The sequence below is a fragment of the Sorangium aterium genome (assembly GCF_028368935.1).
GTDB classification, from domain to species: Bacteria; Myxococcota_A; Polyangia; order Polyangiales; family Polyangiaceae; genus Sorangium; species Sorangium atrum.
Window position 1 is genome coordinate 450,759 of sequence record NZ_JAQNDK010000002.1, and the last position, 17,222, is coordinate 467,980.

The 17,222-nt window shown below is 71.0% G+C and carries 11 protein-coding genes; 3 read left to right on the forward strand and 8 right to left on the reverse strand.

Features of this window, described 5'->3' with window-relative positions:
• Positions 1-32: 32 nt before the first annotated feature.
• From POL72_RS16600 to POL72_RS16615, 4 genes are all read right to left on the reverse strand, one after another.
• Entirely contained in the window at positions 33-908 is an 876-nt protein-coding gene (locus tag POL72_RS16600) for a hypothetical protein (RefSeq protein WP_272096338.1), read from the reverse strand.
• A gap of 108 nt (positions 909-1,016) precedes the next feature.
• Positions 1,017-1,805 (reverse strand): enoyl-CoA hydratase-related protein, encoded by a 789-nt coding sequence (locus POL72_RS16605; protein WP_272096339.1) that lies wholly within the window; start codon positions 1,803-1,805, stop codon positions 1,017-1,019.
• A 44-nt stretch (positions 1,806-1,849) separates the two neighbouring features.
• Entirely contained in the window at positions 1,850-4,513 is a 2,664-nt protein-coding gene (locus tag POL72_RS16610) for a M1 family aminopeptidase (RefSeq protein ID WP_272096341.1), read from the reverse strand.
• Between the two features lie 75 nt (positions 4,514-4,588).
• On the reverse strand, positions 4,589-6,454 hold the full coding sequence (locus POL72_RS16615; RefSeq protein ID WP_272096342.1) for a bifunctional homocysteine S-methyltransferase/methylenetetrahydrofolate reductase: 1,866 nt from the start codon (positions 6,452-6,454) through the stop codon (positions 4,589-4,591).
• A 92-nt stretch (positions 6,455-6,546) separates the two neighbouring features.
• Here POL72_RS16615 and POL72_RS16620 point away from each other — a divergent pair, with 92 nt between their 5' ends.
• Both POL72_RS16620 and POL72_RS16625 read left to right on the forward strand, forming a co-directional pair.
• On the forward strand, positions 6,547-7,425 hold the full coding sequence (locus POL72_RS16620; protein WP_272096344.1) for a hypothetical protein: 879 nt from the start codon (positions 6,547-6,549) through the stop codon (positions 7,423-7,425).
• Between the two features lie 39 nt (positions 7,426-7,464).
• Positions 7,465-8,046 (forward strand): hypothetical protein, encoded by a 582-nt coding sequence (locus POL72_RS16625; RefSeq protein WP_272096345.1) that lies wholly within the window; start codon positions 7,465-7,467, stop codon positions 8,044-8,046.
• 6 nt (positions 8,047-8,052) lie between these two features.
• Here POL72_RS16625 and POL72_RS16630 read toward each other — a convergent pair whose 3' ends face one another.
• From POL72_RS16630 to POL72_RS16640, 3 genes are all read right to left on the reverse strand, one after another.
• Entirely contained in the window at positions 8,053-10,599 is a 2,547-nt protein-coding gene (locus tag POL72_RS16630) for an FG-GAP repeat protein (RefSeq protein WP_272096346.1), read from the reverse strand.
• A 400-nt stretch (positions 10,600-10,999) separates the two neighbouring features.
• Positions 11,000-12,232: an aminotransferase class V-fold PLP-dependent enzyme gene (locus tag POL72_RS16635; protein ID WP_272096347.1), complete on the reverse strand. Its 1,233-nt coding sequence runs from the start codon at positions 12,230-12,232 to the stop codon at positions 11,000-11,002.
• Positions 12,207-14,153, reverse strand: a complete 1,947-nt coding sequence (locus POL72_RS16640; RefSeq protein WP_272096348.1) for a YgiQ family radical SAM protein — start codon at positions 14,151-14,153, stop codon at positions 12,207-12,209. Before POL72_RS16640 ends, POL72_RS16635 begins: the two co-directional genes overlap by 26 nt.
• 459 nt (positions 14,154-14,612) lie before the next feature.
• On the opposite strand from POL72_RS16640, the gene POL72_RS16645 reads away from it, so the two are divergent.
• Positions 14,613-15,335, forward strand: a complete 723-nt coding sequence (locus POL72_RS16645) for an RNA polymerase sigma factor (protein WP_272096349.1) — start codon at positions 14,613-14,615, stop codon at positions 15,333-15,335.
• Between the two features lie 27 nt (positions 15,336-15,362).
• Here the strand turns inward: POL72_RS16645 and POL72_RS16650 are convergent, their stop codons facing one another.
• Positions 15,363-17,144, reverse strand: coding sequence for a right-handed parallel beta-helix repeat-containing protein (locus POL72_RS16650; protein WP_272096350.1), 1,782 nt, complete (start codon positions 17,142-17,144; stop codon positions 15,363-15,365).
• Positions 17,145-17,222 lie beyond the last annotated feature (78 nt).

Genomic DNA, 17,222 nt, shown 5'->3' on the forward strand with positions numbered 1-17,222 from the left:
TCTCGGGCAAAGTCGACCGATGCGCGGGCGTTTCAGCCTTCGAAGAGCTCGTCCAGCGTTTTGGCGGTGAGGATCCGCTCGGCCCATACCGCGAGCCGCTCCCCGGACGCAGCGAGGACCTGCTCCCGCCTCGCCTCGGGCACTTCTCCGAACCGCGCCCGGAGCTGGCGCAGCAGCACGGCTCGCTGGCCCTCGTCGAGCCCCGCGCGCCGCCCCTCATCGAGCGCCGCCTTTCGCTCGCGGGCCTTGATGGCCTCGATTTCAGGGTTGCCCTTGCGCTCCAGCGCGCGGACGACCTCGCGCTCGGCCGCCGCGCCGTCGAGCAACGCGCGGACGGGGACCGGACGGACCAAGCACGGATCCTCGATCGTCGCGTCAGGCGCGAGCAGCACGAACCGCCCCTCGGCCGCCGACCACTCGGCGACCTCATCACGCTTGACGAAGATGACGAAGACGCGGCGCACGCCTCGGGCGACGAGATCCTCGGCCTTCTCGCGCGCGTCCTGCATCGACTGCTCGTTGACGATCTCGAACGAGAGCTCCTCCAGATACCGGCGTCCCGTCGCCGGATCGAGCCCTGCCCTGCGGATGGAGAGGTCGGTGGCGAAATCCGAGCCCTCGGCGACGCGGGTGATGAGATCGGCCGCGCCGATGTAGCCGGGCCGAAGGTGCGGCGCGATCAGGAAATCCAGCCGCACCTGCTGCTCGGCGTGCGGCTCGAGCGCCGGCGCCGCGACGACCTTGCGCCCGCGGATCCGCTCGTCGCGCGTCACCTCGGGCGCCACGAGGTGCTCATCGACGGCCGGGAAATGCGCCCGCTGCGGCTCCGCGGGCGGGAGCCTCACCGCCGCGCCGCCCCGGGCGGCCGGGGCGAGCAGGAGCGCGGCACCGGTCGGCTTGGGATCCATGCGGACAAGGCTAGCACGAAGGCTGCGAGCTTCGCCCCCGGGCCAGTGCGCGCCGCAGGGCCGCTCCCAGCGCGAGCAGCGCCGCGCCGTCACCGCCGCTCGCTGCCCTCACCGCCCCTTGTAGACCGGCTTCCGCTTCTCGGCGAACGCGCGCAGCGCCTCCAGCCGATCCTCGCTGCGCAGCGTCTCGTCGTAGTGGACCCGCTCGATCTCGAGCCCGAGCGAGAGCGGCACGTCATAGCCGTCGTCGATCGCCCCGAGCGCCGCGGCCTGCGCGACGGGCGCGCCGCTCGCGATCGGCTCGATCCACGCGATCGCGTCGTCGACCACCGGCGTCCCTTCGGGCGATACCCGGTTCACGAGGCCCCAGGAGAGCGCCTCGGGCGCGGTGAGCTTCCTGCCGAGCAGGATCATCTCCTTCGCCCGCGCCTCGCCGACGACCCGCGGCAGACGCTGCGTGCCGCCCGCGCCCGGGATGATGCCGAGCGACGTCTCCGGCAGCGCGAGCTCGGCGTGCGGCGCCGCCACCCGGAGATCGCAGATCAGCGCGAGCTCCAGCCCCCCGCCGAAGGCGACGCCGTTGATGGCCGCGATCACCGGCTTGGGGCTCCGCGCGAGCACCCCGAGCTCCGTCCGGTACAGGCCCACCTGGCGCCGGACGTCGTCGGGGCTCATGCCCTGCCGCTCCTTGAGGTCGGCGCCGGCGCAGAACGCCTTGTCCCCGGCGCCCGTGATCACGATCGCGCGCACCTCCGGGTCGTCCACGAGCTCGCGCCCGAGGCGGCCGAAGGTGAGCAGCGCGTCCCGGGAGAGCGCGTTGCGGCGATCCGCCCGATCGATGGTGAGCACCGCGACCGCGCCGCGCCGGTCGAGCTTCACGGGAGGGGCTTCCGACATGGATCCTGCCTAATCGACCGCGGCGGCGCGGCAAAGAGGCTCGCTCACTTGGCGTCGGCCGCCTTCTTGGGCTTGGTGCTCGCCGCCTCGAGCTTGCCCAGCCGCGCCCTGATCTCCGCGTTGTCGCGCCGCAGCGCCTCGAGCTCGTCCCGCAGCCGATCCAGCTCGCGCTTGCCCGCCCCGCCGAGATCGCGCAGGACCTCGCGGATCCGGCGCCGCACCCGGCCGTCGAGATCGCGGTCGAGCTGCCGCTGGAGCGCGCCCCGCGACCGGCCGTCGCCGAGATCGCCCAGCGCGCGCGCGACGTCGACCCGGAGGTACGGATCCGGCTGATCGAGGAGCTCCTCGAGGAGCTCGCGCGTCCGCCGATCGCTGGAGAGCTTCGGCAACGCCATGATCGCCGCCCGCCGCCCCCGCGTCGGGACGCCGTAGCGCGTGCGAGCCGTCAGGTGCGGCACGGCGCGCTCGTCCCGCAGGTTGGCCAGCCCGTCGATCACGCCGCATCGGATGACCTCGCCCCACGAGGGGCGATCCAGGAGATCGACGAGCGTCTCGAACCCCGAGCTCTGCCGCGTGGCCCCGAGCGCCCGCGCCGCTTCGGCCTGCACCAGGTAGCTCGCGTCGCGCAGGGCGAGCTTGCCGAGGACCTCGGCCGCCTTGGCCGACCTGAAGTTGCCGAGCGCGCCCGCGACCGCCCGGCGCACCTTCGGGTGCTCCACGCCCGCGCTGCCCTCGAGCAGCGCGAACGCCGCGCTCGACTGGAGCGCGCCGAGCGCGGCCGCGGCGGCGGCGCGCACCCCCCAGAACTCGTTCGCGTCGGAGAGCGACTGCCCGAGCGCCCGCGCCGTCGGCGGGTCGTCGCGCCGCGAGAGCGGCTTCGCGGCGAGCAGGCGGCCGCGCGCCGTGGGCGCGTGGGCGAGCTGCGCCCGCAGGAGATCGCCGGGCGCGTCCACCCTGACCTCGCCCAGGATCCTGAGGTCCGGATCCACCACCACGAAGCGAGGCCGCCGCGGGAGCGGGATGACGAACGTGTGCGCCGCCTGATCCACGCGCCGCACCTCGCGCCGCGTGATGGAGCCCTTGCCCTCCGTGAAGCCGAAATCGAGCACCAGGTCGAACGCGAAGGCGGGCGGCGTCGAGGCGTCCGGCTGGAGCGCGTGCTCCCGGCTGGGCTGCCCGGCCGCCTGCGCCTGCTTCACCGTCACGGTGCACTGGTCGCCCTCGATCTCGATCTTCACGTCGAGCTCGGGGTGACCGGCGCGGAAGACCCACTGCTCGAAGAAGCGCTCCAGCGATTTGCCGCTCACGTCCTCGAGCGCGCGGGCGAGATCCCGTGTCTCCACGACCCCCCGCGCGTGGCGCGTCAGGTAGGTGCTCACCCCGCGCCAGAAGAGCTCGTCCCCGAGCTCCCGGCGGAGCAGGTGGAGCACGAGCCCGCCCTTCTCGTAGAGGTGTCGATCGAAGACGTCGAGCGGCGCGTCGTAGTCCTGACAGACGATGGGCCGCCGGTAACGCCCGCGCGCCTCGCCAAGGTACGAGTCGAGATCGGCCTTCAGGCCGTGATCGTACTCGTCGGCGCCGAGGTGGTGCTCCCGATAGACGTGCTCCATGAACGTCGCGAATCCCTCGTTGAGCCAGCCGTGCGACCAGTCGCGGCAGGTCACGAGATCACCGAACCACTGGTGCGCGAGCTCGTGGGCGATGAGATCGTCCGACGAGATGTCGAGCGCCGCCCGCTCGTCGAGCAGGATGTGCTCGTACATCGTGGTGGCGGTCGTGTTCTCCATCCCTCCGAAGATGAAGTCGCTCACCACCACCTGCGCGTAGCGGCGGAAAGGATATTTGACGCCGAGCTTCTCGCTGAAGTGGCGGATCATGTCCGGCGTGCGCGCGAACGTGCGGCGGCCGTCCTCCTCGCGCCCCTTCGGCACGAAGTACGCGAGCGGGACGTCGAGCGCCGCGCCGTCGATGCGGGCAAACTCGCCCGCCACGAGCGTGAACAGGTAGCTCGGGTGAGGCTCGTCCAGCCGGTAGTGATAGACGCCCTCCTTCTGCGATCTCGCGTCGCTCTCGAGCTCGCCGTTCGACAGGCAGTACCAGCCCGGCGGAACCTGCGCGCGGAGCTCGGTCGTCTGCTTGATGTGGGGCTTGTCGATGCACGGGAAGATGTGGCGCGCGTCCTCGTCCTGACACTGCGTCCAGACCTGGCGCGGGCGATCGGGGACGTGCTCGTCCGGCTGGAGGAAGTAGATCCCCCGCCGCGGCGTCGCCCGGTACCGGACCAGGATCGACGCCTCGGCCTCGTCGAGCGGCACGGCGACGCGGAGCGTCTCGCCGTCGTACGTGTGCTCGGCCGGGTGGAACGCGCCGCTCGCCGCCTTGCCCGCGCCGCGCCTGGGCTTCGCGGCGCGCCCGGCCCCGGCGCTGATCTCGACCGCCTCGAGGTCGAAGCCGATGGCGTCGAGCGCGATCTCGCGCGCGCCGGGGTCGACGCGGACCGCGTCGAGCCGCGCCGTGCCGCGGATCGAGCGCGCCTCGACGTCGAGCGTGAGATCGAGGGCGATGTGCCGGATCGTGAAGGGGCGCGAGCGCTCGTAGACGCGCCTCGTCCCGGCCAGCGTGAAGGGGCGGGACGCGGCCGCGAACTCGGACGACGACAGCACGGAGCCGCAGGCGCAGCGCGAGTGGAGCCGGTACTCTAGGGACATCTCCGCGGAGTTTCCCCGCGCGGCGCCCGGCGCTGCAAGCAAGAACTCGTGCGCGGGGGCGGGCCGCTGGTCGGATCAGCCCGTCTTGAGGCCGTCGAGCACCTCGAGCGCCAGCTCGTACTTGCCGAGGGGCGGCATCAGGTAGGCCCCCTGCACCCGGTCGCGCACCGAGAAGAGCATCTCGCGGGCGATCTTCACCCCCTCCTTGCGCGCCTCGGGGCCGGCCGGCACCTTGCGCATGCGCTCGCGGATCTCCTCGGGGATCTGCATGCCGGGCACCTCGTTGTGGAGGAACTCGGCGTTCTTGTGGCTGACCAGCGGCAGCACGCCGACGAGCACCGGCATCCCCAGGTGCTCGATGCGCCGCAGCACCTTCTCGAGCAGATCCTGGTGGAAGATCGGCTGGGTCATGATGATGTCGGCCCCCGCCGCGCGCTTCCGTTCCAAGCGCGCGATCTCCTTGTCGAGGTCCTGGGCGCCGGGCTCGAGCCCCGTGGCGAGCAGGAACGACGTCTTGCCGCCCGGGATCGGCTTGCCGGCCGGGTCGAGGCCGCGGTTCATCGTGCTCGCCATGTGGAGCAGCCCGATGGAGTCGAGATCGTAGACGGCGGTCGCCTCCGGGTAGTCGCCGACCTTCGGCGGATCGCCCGTGATGATGACGAGGTTCTTGATGCCGATCGCGTGGGCGCCGAGCAGGTGCGCCATCTGGCCGATGAGGTTCCGGTCGCGGCCGCAGACGTGCAGGATCGGCTCGATGCCGTAGCGCTGGACCAGGAGCGAGCAGAAGGCGAGGTTCGTCATCCGCGCCGTGGCGCGCGGGCCGTCGGCGACGTTCACGACGTCGACGCCGCTGTCGATGAGCATCTTGGCGGCGCTCAGCGCGCTCTCGGGGTTCAGGCCCGGCGCCGGGTTCACCTCGACGGAGACCACGAACTTGCCCGCGGCGATCTTCGCCGCGAGGGGGCTGCGCTCGCCGAGCGGCGTGGGCTCGAGCCCCGTGGGCGCGTCCATCGTGATCTGCGGGCGCGCGGCGGCCTCGGGCGCGGCGCCGCCCCGGAGCATGCGGGCCGACTTGGCCATCCACCGGACGTGCTCCGGCGTGGTCCCGCAGCAGCCGCCGATCATCGCCGCGCCGGCCTGGATCATGCGGCGGGCGAAGACGTCGAAGTACTCGGGCGTCGCCATGTAGAGCTGGCGGCCGTCGACCGTGCGCGGCAGGCCCGCGTTCGGCTGCACGCAGAGCGGGAGCCCCGCGGTCGCCATCCGCTCCGCCATCGCGAGCGACAGCTGCGGGCCGTCGCCGCAGTTGACGCCGAGCAGGTCGACCCCCCAGTCCCGCAGCGTCCGCGCGACGCGCTCCGGCTCGCTGCCGTCGGCCGCGACGCCGCTCGTGTCGAACGTCATCGACGCGAGGACCGGGAGCCCCGGCGCGGCCGCCCGCGCCGCGTCGATGGCGAGCTTGATCTCGTCGAGATGGCGAAATGTTTCAAGGATCAGGAGGTCCGCGCCGCCCTCGGCGAGCGCGCCGGCCTGCTCCGCGAACGTGGCGGCCGCGGCGGCGAGGTCGTCGCGCGTGGCGACGCCGGGCACGAGCCCCGTCGGGCCGATCGAGCCGGCGACGTACGCGTCGCCGCCCGCGATCTCGCGCGCGAGGCGCGCGCCCGCGAGGTTGAAGTTGCGCACCTCGTTGACGAGCCCGTACCGCTCGAGCCGGAACCTGTTCGCGCCGAAGGTGTTCGTCTCGATGACGTTCGCGCCCGCCGCGACGTACTCGGCGTGGATCTTCTTCACGAGATCGGGGCGCGCGACGTTGAGCTGCTCGAAGTTCTGGGTGACGAACACCCCGCGCTCGTAGAGCAGCGAGCCCATCGCGCCGTCGAACACGAGGGTCGAACGCCGGAGCGCGTCGAGGAACGGGGCCTCTGGTCTCGTGCGGGACATGGGGCGCATCGTAGGGGCGCTCCGGCTTCTCAGGAAGGGGGGGCGCGACGCGGTTGACGGCGCGGCGCGGATCTCGGTAGGCAGTTCTCGAGATGAGCACGCACCGATGGCTTCGCGCATTCGCCCTGGCGGTCTCCGCCGCTGCTCCGCTCCTCGCCGCCCCCACGGCGGCGCACGCCTGGGATCCGGTGGTGCACCGCTCGGACGCCGGCGTGGATCTCTACCTGTGGAGCGCCCGCTTCTACGGCACGTCGCTCGCCGCCGTCCCCTTCGTGCAGTTCGAGCCGACGCCGAACCTGTTCATCAACCTGAAGTTCCCGCTGGCGCTCTCGTTCGACGGCCCGGGAGACGCCGAAGATCTCGACCGCCAGTCGCGCGCCGCGCTCGGCAACCCGACGTTCACGCTCTACTACTCGGACGCGGGCCGCAAGCTCACCTGGTACGCGGGCGGCCGCGCCGGGCTGCCGCTCGGCGCGATCGACGGCCTCGACTGGCACGTGGCCAGGGGCTACAGCGCGATGGCGATGGCCTGGTACGATCTGCACCTCTGGTCGGCGAACTCGCTCCCGATCGGCGGCCTGGGCGGCATCGAGTACCGCTTCGGAAGGTCGTTCGTGCTCCGGGCGGGCGGGGATCTCACGTTCTTCGTCCCGGTGGGGGACGGCGTCCGGCGCGGCTTCATCGACGACTCCGACGATCTCGAGGCGGTGTTCCAGGCGAAGGTCGAGCCCGAGCTCCAGAGCCGCTCCGGCTTCGGCGGCGGCGTGGCGCTCCAGACGGTGTGGGTGCCGTCGTCGGTCTACGACGACCGGGGGCAGGTCTCGCTGCTGCCGTACTTCGTGTACGACAGCCAGAAGACCTTCTTCATGCGGGCCGGCCTGCTCCTCGCGCTGGACGAGCCGCTCGGGCCCGCGTTCGACAGGGATCGGGTCGCGTCCCTCTATCTGCAGTTCGGCGGGCACATCGACTAGTGCGCCGGGCGGCTGGAGAGAGCGAGAGATGAGCCGGACATGACCCGTCGCCGCGCCATCGCCTGGGGCGCCGCCGTCGTCGCCCTGCTGGCCCTCGTGCTCGTCTGGCGCAAGCTCAACCAGTTCCCGCCGGACACGACGCCCGAGGGCGCCTACCTCCGCATCGCGTACAACATCGGCGTCAGCGATGCGCGCGCGTGCTTCCCGTACCTCGAGGACCGGGCGCAGCACGCGGCGTACACCATCCGCGACTACCGGCGGAAGGCGAGCGAGCGGATCGAGGCGAGCTACCCGGAGCCGGAGCGCGCGCGCCTGCTGGAGCAGTACCGCGCGCACGCGATGGCCGAGGACGGGGCGGACGTGTGGGTCGACATGGCCACGAAGCAGGGCTTCATCGCGCGCCTCCGTCGCGACCTGTCCGGCATCGGGAAGGTGGAGGTGACGGGCGAGCGGGCCACGGTCGAGACGGCGCGCGGCACGCGGTACCCGTTCCGGCGGCGCGACAACGGCATCTGGGGGCTCACGCTGTTCACCGCGGACCTCGTGGCCGAGGCCGAGCGGGCCGCGCGGGACTGGGACGTCGTGGAGAAGGCAGCGCTCGATTACGAGCGGGGGCGGTGAGGGGGGTCAGCGGACGAGCCGGCCGATCGCGTGGGGCCGCGCGCCGGATTGCGGGAAGTACGCGGAGCCCGACGTGAGGCTCCAGCTGTACCCGGTGAGGTCCCCGGCGTTCGCCCGGCCCGGGGAGACGGCGTAAAGACGCATGGTGCCCCTACCTGCCCCGCCGTCCGTGCTCCCGCCGCGGCAGGGCCTGGTCGGATCGGCCGGCACCCATCGCGTGTCCCCCGTGCTCGGGTCCGTGGTGCACCCGTGGGCGGTGCTCGTCGAGTCGATGACCCGGAGCGAATACTGGGTCGTGCCGGGGACGACGGGCTCGACGGCCGCGATGGCGGTCGGGGACGCGTCGACGATCGCCGTGTGTCCCGAGCCGCCGTCCGTGTAGTTGATGACCAGCAGATCGCCAGGCAGGACGTCGCTGATCTTCGAGATCCGCTTGAAGTGGTTCCCGGCCACGACCTGACCGTACAGGTTCGTGGAGGTCGGGCTCGTGGAGCCCCACCAGCCGCGGAGGATCGAGGTCGTCAGCGTGGGATCCTCATGCAAGAGGGACAGGGTGAACAGCGACGCGCCCTGCGTGGTCCCGGTGAAGCTCGCCCAGTCGATGCTGCTCGGCGTCCCGAACCTGTTGGTGTCGGCGCTGTCGAGCACGAACGGCAGGTCGGCGGCATGCTCGACGAAAGCGCGGGCTCCCACGAGGTGAGCAGGCGGACCCTCTTGCAGCTTGATGACATGAGCTGCGCCGGCGCTGTTGCCGCGAACGCCGTCGGCCCACGTGCCGGCAATCAGCGTGTCTCCCGAGAGCGCCACACGAACCTCCCACCTGCTCCATGTGGAACTATCGACCGTGGCCTGCGGCGTCCATGCGCCGCCGATCCTGGCGAAGACCCTCGGTCCCTGTTCGCCGTCGTCACTTCCGAGGATCAACCTGTCCCCGGACATGGCGACGCTGGTGTTGCGAAACCAGCCCCCCCAGCCAGGAGCATCGACATCGCTGGAGTACAGCATGGTTTGCTGGGTCCACGCGCCCTCGCTGCGCGCGAAGACCACGGCGGCCAGCCTGTCAGGGCCATACTCATTGTAGACGATGGTGCCCACCGCCAGCGTCTCCGAGCTCAACGAGAGCGAGCCGCCGAACCTGTAGTGCGGTGTCGCTCCGGCCGGCGGGTAGAGAACGGCCTGTTCGGACCAGGCGTTGCCGGCGCGGGTAAACACGTAGACTCGACACGATGGTTTCGCTGGACCGTCGTCGCAGTCGCTGCCCATGACCGCGGTGTCGCCGTGCAGGGCGACGGCGTAGCCTTGGTTCCGGGTGTCGTGGCTGGGCGCGAGCTTGGCCTGCTGCGCCCACGCGGCGCCGCTCCGGACGAAGATCGACGCACCGCCTGGACCATAACGGTCGGGGGCCCCGACCATGATCGTATTGCCCGATATGGCGACGGCATATCCGAACCGAACGTCGCCGCCTCCGTCGTCCTGTGAGGCGAGCTTTTGCTGCTCGTGCCAGGCGCCGCCGCTGCGCGCGAACACGTACACGGCGCGGCGCTCCATTGAACGAGTGCTGTTTCCGACGACGATCGTATCTCCGTCGATGGCCACAGAAACGCCGAAGAAATCTCCCAGCTGGCCATCGCTGGGCGTGAGCACGGCCGCCTGGGACCACGACGCGCCGTCGCGCACGAACACGTAAGCTGCTTCCGCGCCCATGGCGCCGACCACCGCGGTGTTCCCCGAGATGGCTACGGACGACCCGAAATAGTCGTCGCTCGAGGCATCGCTGGCGTAGAGCGCTTGTTGCTCCGTGGCGATGAGCGGGTCGACCTCCAGCGGATAGGTCGCGCCGGCGTCGTCCACCACGATCGAGAGCTTCGCGTCGCTCAGCTTGATCTCTGCCGGAAGCACGCTCCCGCGCGCGTCCTGGACGACGAGATCGGCGTACCGCAGCACGGCCGCGCCGGACTCGTCCACCAGCGCCACCGACTGGCCGTCCTCGGATAGTTCCGGCGAGAGATCGCCCCCGAGCGCGATCTCGAGCTCCACCCTGCCTTCGCCCTCGCGCCGGCATGGAGGCGCCGAGTCCAGGGAGAAGCCCTGCTCCAGCCCGAGGGGGCCGTTCAGGTACCACTCCGTGACGCTCAGGCCCGCGGACGGGGCTCGATGCCGTAGCTCGACGCGGTTGTTCGTCCCGCGTGGTTCGGCCGCGACGTCCAGGGGGACGAGCGCCCCCTCGCAGCCATAACGCGCGAGCTTCATCGTGAGTCGACCCGCCCTCTCCGAGCTCTCCCGGGTCACGGCGACGCCGGCCGAGGTGAACTCGGAGATGAAGCCGTGCGCCGGATTGAGAGCGCTCACCCCAGCGCGCACGGCCGACGCGTCGAGGTTTACATTGTAGTCAGAAGGCGCCTGTCTCTGAACGCTCGCGATGAACGCCGCGCGGTGCTCTGCGGACGCGGCGTCGGGTCCCTTCTGCTCGTGAGGCCCTGCTTCCTCGGCGCTGTCCGTGCTCGCTGGATCGACCTCCGCGCTGCACGACGTGACGGCGGTGATGCAAAACAAGAGTGCATGAATGGATGTTCGATGACGCGGCATGTGGCTCTCCCTGTCGGTGATAGACCCTGACGGACCGGCGGCGTGTGCGGCGCCGGAGCCAATGACCCGAATTTGGATTGGAAGGCGGTCCACAGCGGCTCGCTGCCGTCGAGCGCCTTGCGGAGCGCGCCAGCGCACGAGCACACGCGGATGGTTAGGTCACGCGAAGGACGGTCTCGTCCTTATTCGCCGTTGTCATCGTCCTCTTCGGTTTCGCGCGTGTCAAGGAGGGCGAGCCTCGATGACGTTGAGTCGGGGCGCTGTATCGATAGGTTGTGGTGTGAAGGTGGGTCCTTCAATGCGTGGATGTCAGACAGCTATCGCGACGGCATTGAGCGACGCGCGACGCGCCGCGCGCGACGCCGGCTCACCCGGTCGCGATCCGCCCGAGCGCCTCGTCGGCCGACAGCAGCACCTGCTCCCACTCGTCCAGCGCGTTGGGCCAGTGCGGCGAGAAGCGCAGCACGCCGTCCGGGATCGCGCAGGCGATCCCGAGGCGGGTGAGCTCGCGGTACAGCTCGACCACCGAGGCGCCGCCCGGCGGCCTCACCCCGAGCGAGCAGCCCCGCAGCGCCGGATCTGTCGGCCGGAGGCTCTCCCAACCGCGCTCCCGGAGCGCCTCCTCGAGCGGGTCGAGGAACCGGTTCGCGTGCTCGTGGATCCGCTCGACCCCGATCTGCAGGATCAGGTCCACCGCCGCCTCCAGCCCCGCGAAGCCCGCGGCGTTGAGGTTGCCGCCCTCGACGAAGTCGGCGCGCTGCCGGATCGGCCGGTCGTACCGGAGCTTGCCCGGGCCCTGGAGCAGGAAGCTCACGGCGTCCTCGTGGCTCAGCCAGCCCGCCACCGCGGGCCGCAGCGACGGCAGGCGCTCGCGGCGGATGTACAGGAAGCCCGTGCCCTCCAGCCCCATCAGCCACTTGTGGCCGCCGCACGCGAGGTAATCGACCCCGGCCGCCTCGACGTCCACCGGCGTCGCGCCGATCGCCTGCACGGCGTCCACGCAGAGCTCGGCGCCGTGCGCGCGGCAGAGCGCGCCGATCTCCGCGAGCGGCATCCTGAGCCCCGTCTGGAACTGCACGGCGCTCACCGCGACGAGCCGCGCCCCGCGCTCGAGCTCGCCCTCCAGCCGGGCGAGGCCCGCGCCGCTGCCGTCCGCGAAGCCGCCGAGCGGCAGGAAGACGACCTCCAGGCCGAAGATCGCGGCCGCGCGCTGCCACGGGGTCACGTTGGCCGGGAACTCCCCCTCGAAGAGGATCACCCGGTCGCGCGGCCGCCAGGGGAAGCACAGCGCGATGTCCGTGAGCCCGCGCGTCGTGCTCTGGACCAGCGCGATGTCGTCACCTGCCGTCGCCGCGCCGATGAGCCGGCCGAGCTTCTCCCGCAGGCGGAGCCGCTGCGCGTGCCACGCCGGGTACGCGGCCGCCCCCTGCGCGGCGTAGTCGTCGAGCAGCGCCGTCATCGCGAGGCGCACCGGCCGCGACGGCGGCGAGATCCCCGCGTGGTTCACGTAGACGAGCGGCGCGAGGTGAGGGAACAGCCCGCGATCGCCGAGCTTCGCGGTGAACGCCCGATCCCTATCGATTTCGGCGGTGTGTCGCATCGGCAGGCTTCCCCCGGCGCTCCCCGCGGACCTTGGCGAGGTAGCGCGGCGGCGCCCCCTTCCCGGCCGCCGGCGGCACGAGGCAGTGCGGCTTCGTGCCGATGAGATCCCCGCGGCCCGCCTTGATCAAGGCCTCCCGCGCCTCGTCGTGGTGCGCCGGGTCCCAGTAGAGGAGCAGCGCCTTCTGGAGCTTCTTCTCGCGCAGGTCCTTCGCCGTGTACACAGGCTCCCGCGTGAGCGGGTCGATCCCCGTGTGGTACATGCAGGCCGCCATCGACATCGGCGTCGGGATGAAATCCTGCACCTGGCGCGGCCTCATCCCGCTCTTCTTCAGGTAGATCGCGAGGTCGACCATGTCCCGCAGCGTCGAGCCGGGGTGCCCCGAGATGAAGTAGGGCACGAGGAACTGGTTCTTGCCGGCCTCCTCGCTCGCGCACCGGAACTGCTCGGCGAAGCGCTCGTAGCTCTCGATGCCCGGCTTCTTCATCTTGTCGAGCACGTCCTTCTTGTTGTGCTCCGGGGCGACCGAGAGCTGGCCGCCCGTGTGGTGCGCGGCGAGCTCCTCGATGAACTCGGGCGACCGCTCCGCGAGGTCGTAGCGCACGCCCGAGGCGATGAAGACCTTCTTGATCCCCTGCTCCTCGCGCACCGCCTTCATCAGCTTGAGCAGCGGGCCGTGGTCGGTGTTCAGGTTCTCGCAGACCTCGGGGAAGACGCACGAGAGCCGCCGGCAGGCGTTCTCGATCGCCTCGTCCTTGCACCGCATCTGGTACATGTTCGCGGTCGGCCCGCCGAGGTCGCTGAGCACGCCGCGGAAGCCGTCCATGCGCCGCAGCGCCCGCACCTCGCGCAGGATGCTGTCGGCCGAGCGCGACTGGATCACCCGGCCCTCGTGCTCGGTGATCGAGCAGAACGTGCAGCCGCCGAAGCAGCCGCGCATCGTGACGACCGAGTGCTTCACCGTCTCGTACGCGGGGATGGGCGCGTCGTACGACCAGTGCGGCACCCGCGTGAACGGCAGGTCGTAGAGCGCGTCCATCTGGCCCGTCTCCAGCGGGAACGCGGGCGGGTTGAAGTACACCGCCTCGGCGCCGTGCGCCTGGAGCAGCGGGCGGGCGTTGCCGGGGTTCGTCTCGAACTGGAAGGCGCGTGACATCTCCGCGAAGGCGCCCTTGTCCGCGGCGACCTCCTCGTAGCTCGGGAGGATCACCGCCTTGCCGTCGGCGACGTAGCGGGAGCCCTCGATCTGCTCCCACTCGCCCTTGCGCAGGGGGACGGCGGTGCCCCTGACGTCGCGGATCGACCGGACGGGCTCGCCGCGCCGGAGGCGATCGGCGACCTCCCAGACGGCCTTCTCGCCCATGCCGAAGATGAGCATGTCGGCCTTGGCGTCGAGCAGGACCGAGCGGCGGACCTGGTCGGACCAGTAGTCGTAGTGGGCGATGCGCCGGAGCGACGCCTCGATGCCGCCGAGGACGATGGGGACGCCGGGGAACGCCTGGCGGCAGAGGTTCGCGTAGACGATCGAGGCCCGGTTGGGGCGGAGGCCCACCTGCCCGCCCGGCGAGTACTGGTCCTCGCTGCGCACCTTCTTCTGCGCGGTGAGCTTGTTCAGCATCGAGTCGAGGTTGCCGGCGGTGACCCCGACCATGAGCCGGGGCACCCCCATCCGCAGGAGGTCGCTCGTGTCCTGGTAGCCGGGCTGCGAGACGATGCCGACCCGGAAGCCGCGCCCCTCGAGGAAGCGGCCGATGATCGCGGCGCCGAACGCCGGGTGGTCGACGTAGGCGTCGCCGTTGACGAGCAGGATGTCGAGCGCCTCCCAGCCCCGGGCGCGCATCTCCTCCCGGGTCGTCGGCAGGAAGGCGGTCAGGTCCCGGGGGGCGGCGCCGGCGCTTCGGCGGAGCTGGGTGAGGGGCACGGCGCCGTCACCCTACGGGCCGGAAGCGCGGGCGGCAAGGGGGCGGCCCCGGCGGGGGCGAGGGGACGGCGTGACGGCGTGACGGCGCCGGGGAGCCCCGCGGGGCCGCGGCCGAGGCCGGCGCGCGGGGGGCCGGCGGGAGGGCGCAGCCCGCGTTTTCCCGGGAGAAACGCACAAATTGCACGATACCCGGCCAGCAGGTCACGGCTTCTGCTCACCGGCGCACCGGATCTCCGGACGCGACATGAGGGCTGCGCGCACCGCCGCGGGGAGCCGCGCGTTCCACACGGCGTCAGCCGCTGGCGAGGTCGTCAAAAAACGCTTCAAAACAAGGGGTTTTGGCGCGCGGGGGAGGGTTCCAAAACGACCCGGAAAGAGGGTTCGTAAAAATAATATGTGGAATCACGATCAGATGATGCCCTCCGCGCCAAACATCTCAGCTTCGCTGTGGTGCACGAGGTGGGCGTTCCCTTCCTTCGCGGGCTGCTCCGGGGCTTCGGCGTGGGGGCGAACGATCGCGAGGACGTGGTTTACGACGTCCTCCTCGCCGCTTACCGCAATCTGGAGACCTTCGACGCGAGCCGCCTGCTGCGCGCGTTGCAGGGGCGGCGCGACGAGGACGACTTCTTCGAGGACGACTTCGAGGACGAGGACCACGAGCCGGTGCCGCTCAGCGAGGTGCTCCCGTGGATCGGGGAGGGGCAGCCGCAGCCGCGGCGGGTGTGGGACTCGCTCTACCGGTGGCTCTACGGGATCGCGTGGCGGCAGGTCAGCCACTACCGCGACCGGGCGTATCGGCGCCGCGAGATCCCGGACGGCCTGCGGCTCATCGCCATCTCTGCCGGCGTCGACCGCCGGTCCCCTCTGGAGCAGCGGCTGGAGGCGATGGAGCGGGCCGAGGTGATCGACGCGCTGCTCGCCAGCCTCGACCCGCAGCGGCGGGTCATGCTGGTGATGCACGACATGCTGGAGATCCCGGTCGTGGACATCGCCCGGGAGCTCCAGATCAACGAGAATACAGGGCAGAACCGGCTACGGCTGGCCCGGGAGGACTTCCGGGCGGCGGTGAAGCGGCTCGACCCGGAGCAGCGGAACGCGCTGCGCCTCGGCGACAGGCCGTTCGCCGCCGAGGCGACGACGCGCCGCCGGCCGGCCCCCCGGCGGCGCAGGCGGGGGACCTGAGCCGGCGCAGCGCGCCCTGGCCGCTCGTCAATAGGGGCACGCCAGCACCTCCGGCGCGCTCAGGCCATCGGTGCGCACGTCCGAGATGACGTTCTCTTCCGGATGGGAGAGCACCTGGGCGCCGGCCGGACCCGACAGCCAGCATTGCTGCTGGATGGATCGCGACTGCATCCCGCGCCAGGGCTCGCAGCGGGCCACCGCGCCGCCGTGGATCGTGACGTCGCTGGCCTCTATCCTGATACCGGGATAGGAGCCCGACGTGAAGCGCAGGGCATTGTCGAAGACGAGCAGGTTCTCCAGGATCACATCCTCTACCCGGGTCGAGGTCGCGGGCAGCGTCGTCCGCGAGCTCACGAGCACGCCGTAGAGCGCGTTGCCCCAGGACCAGACGTCCAAGAACTCCACGCCGGCGCCAGCCTGCACGTGGACGCCATGGCCCCCGTTGTAAGCGAACTTGACCCTCTTGATCAGGATCCCCTTCGGACGTTCGTTCTCGAGGGGGCTCGCGAGCACGACGCCGGAGCCGCCGTTGTGATGAAAGTAGCTGTCCTTGACCACGACGTTGTACGGCACCGGGCTCGGGATCCCGGGCCCAGGGGAGATCTGGGTGGAGATCCAGATGCCATGCCCGCCGCTGACCGTGGTGGAGCCGTCGCCGGGATGGATCATGTTGTGGTGCACGTGGCAATTGCGCACGGTCACGTTGGCGGTGACGATCTTGATCCCGCTGGCGCTGACCGGGCCGTCGATGTTCCTGATCTCGCAGTTCTCCACGAGGATGGGCGGCGTGTCGTGGTACCCGGCGATGGAGGACAGGTAGATGCCGCTCTTCGAGAAGCCATCCACGAGCACGTTGCGGATGACGCCCCCGGAGCCCCAGGTGAAGCCGATGCCCTCCAGGTTGCTCGGCTTGCAGGAAGGTAGCTGGGGAACGAGGGGCGAGTACCGCAGGATGACGTTCTCCACCTTGCAGTCCGAGCAGGTGTTCAGCTGGATGCCGCTGTTCGCCTTCGTGCGTGGCCCCTCCGTGATCGCGATCTGCAGATTGCGGATCCAGAGCCCCTGGACCGCGCTGATGATGGTCCCGTCCGGCTTGACGACCCTGGTGACCTGGATGGCCCCGGGGTACTGCTCCGGATTGCAGGGGATCGCCACGAGGGTCGCGGTGCTGGGATCGCCCGGGGGGGCCTCGGGAGACAGCTCCGGTCCCTCCAGGGTGAGCGCGTCATGGTGAGGCCGCAGCGGGGTGCGCAGCACGTAACGCCCGGCAGCGAAAGCCACGGTGCGCCTGCTGGCGCTCAGCGACGCCGCGCACTCGATGGCCGTCGCGATGCCCGGGCTGTCGTCGACGTTCGTGCTGCGGTCGACGGACGCGTCGGCGGAGAAGGGCCATTCCGCCGGCCTCGCCAGGTAGGGCAGGACGTCGACCACGCCGTCCGGGTCGACGGAGCCTGGCAGGCAGCAGCCTGCCCCGTCGCAAGCATTCAGGTCCTCGTGCAGCGTCCTCGTCCCCGGGCAAACGCGGCTTTCGGGGCAGAAAGGCCCCGTGCAGAGCGGCGATTGCGTCGCGTAACCGGGGCAAGCGATGCCGGTCGTCTGGTCTGCCAGGAAGGGCGGCTCGGTGTAGGGCTGATCGAGGCTGCAGAACCCCTGGGAGGACACGGCGCGCTCCTCCGGAGGAGGGTGATATCCCCAGCCCGCCTCGGAGCGGGCGGTGCTTTCCGGGGGCGGCGCCGCTCCGGCTGGAGCGGAGGCGAGCGCGAGCAGGACTCCGATCCAGATCTGCACAAACCGCTGATCCAATACCACACATACCTCCTCTCGGACGAGGGTCGATCCGTCGATGTCAGTCACCACCAGGAGCAAGGAGCGAGCGCAGAAGTCGAG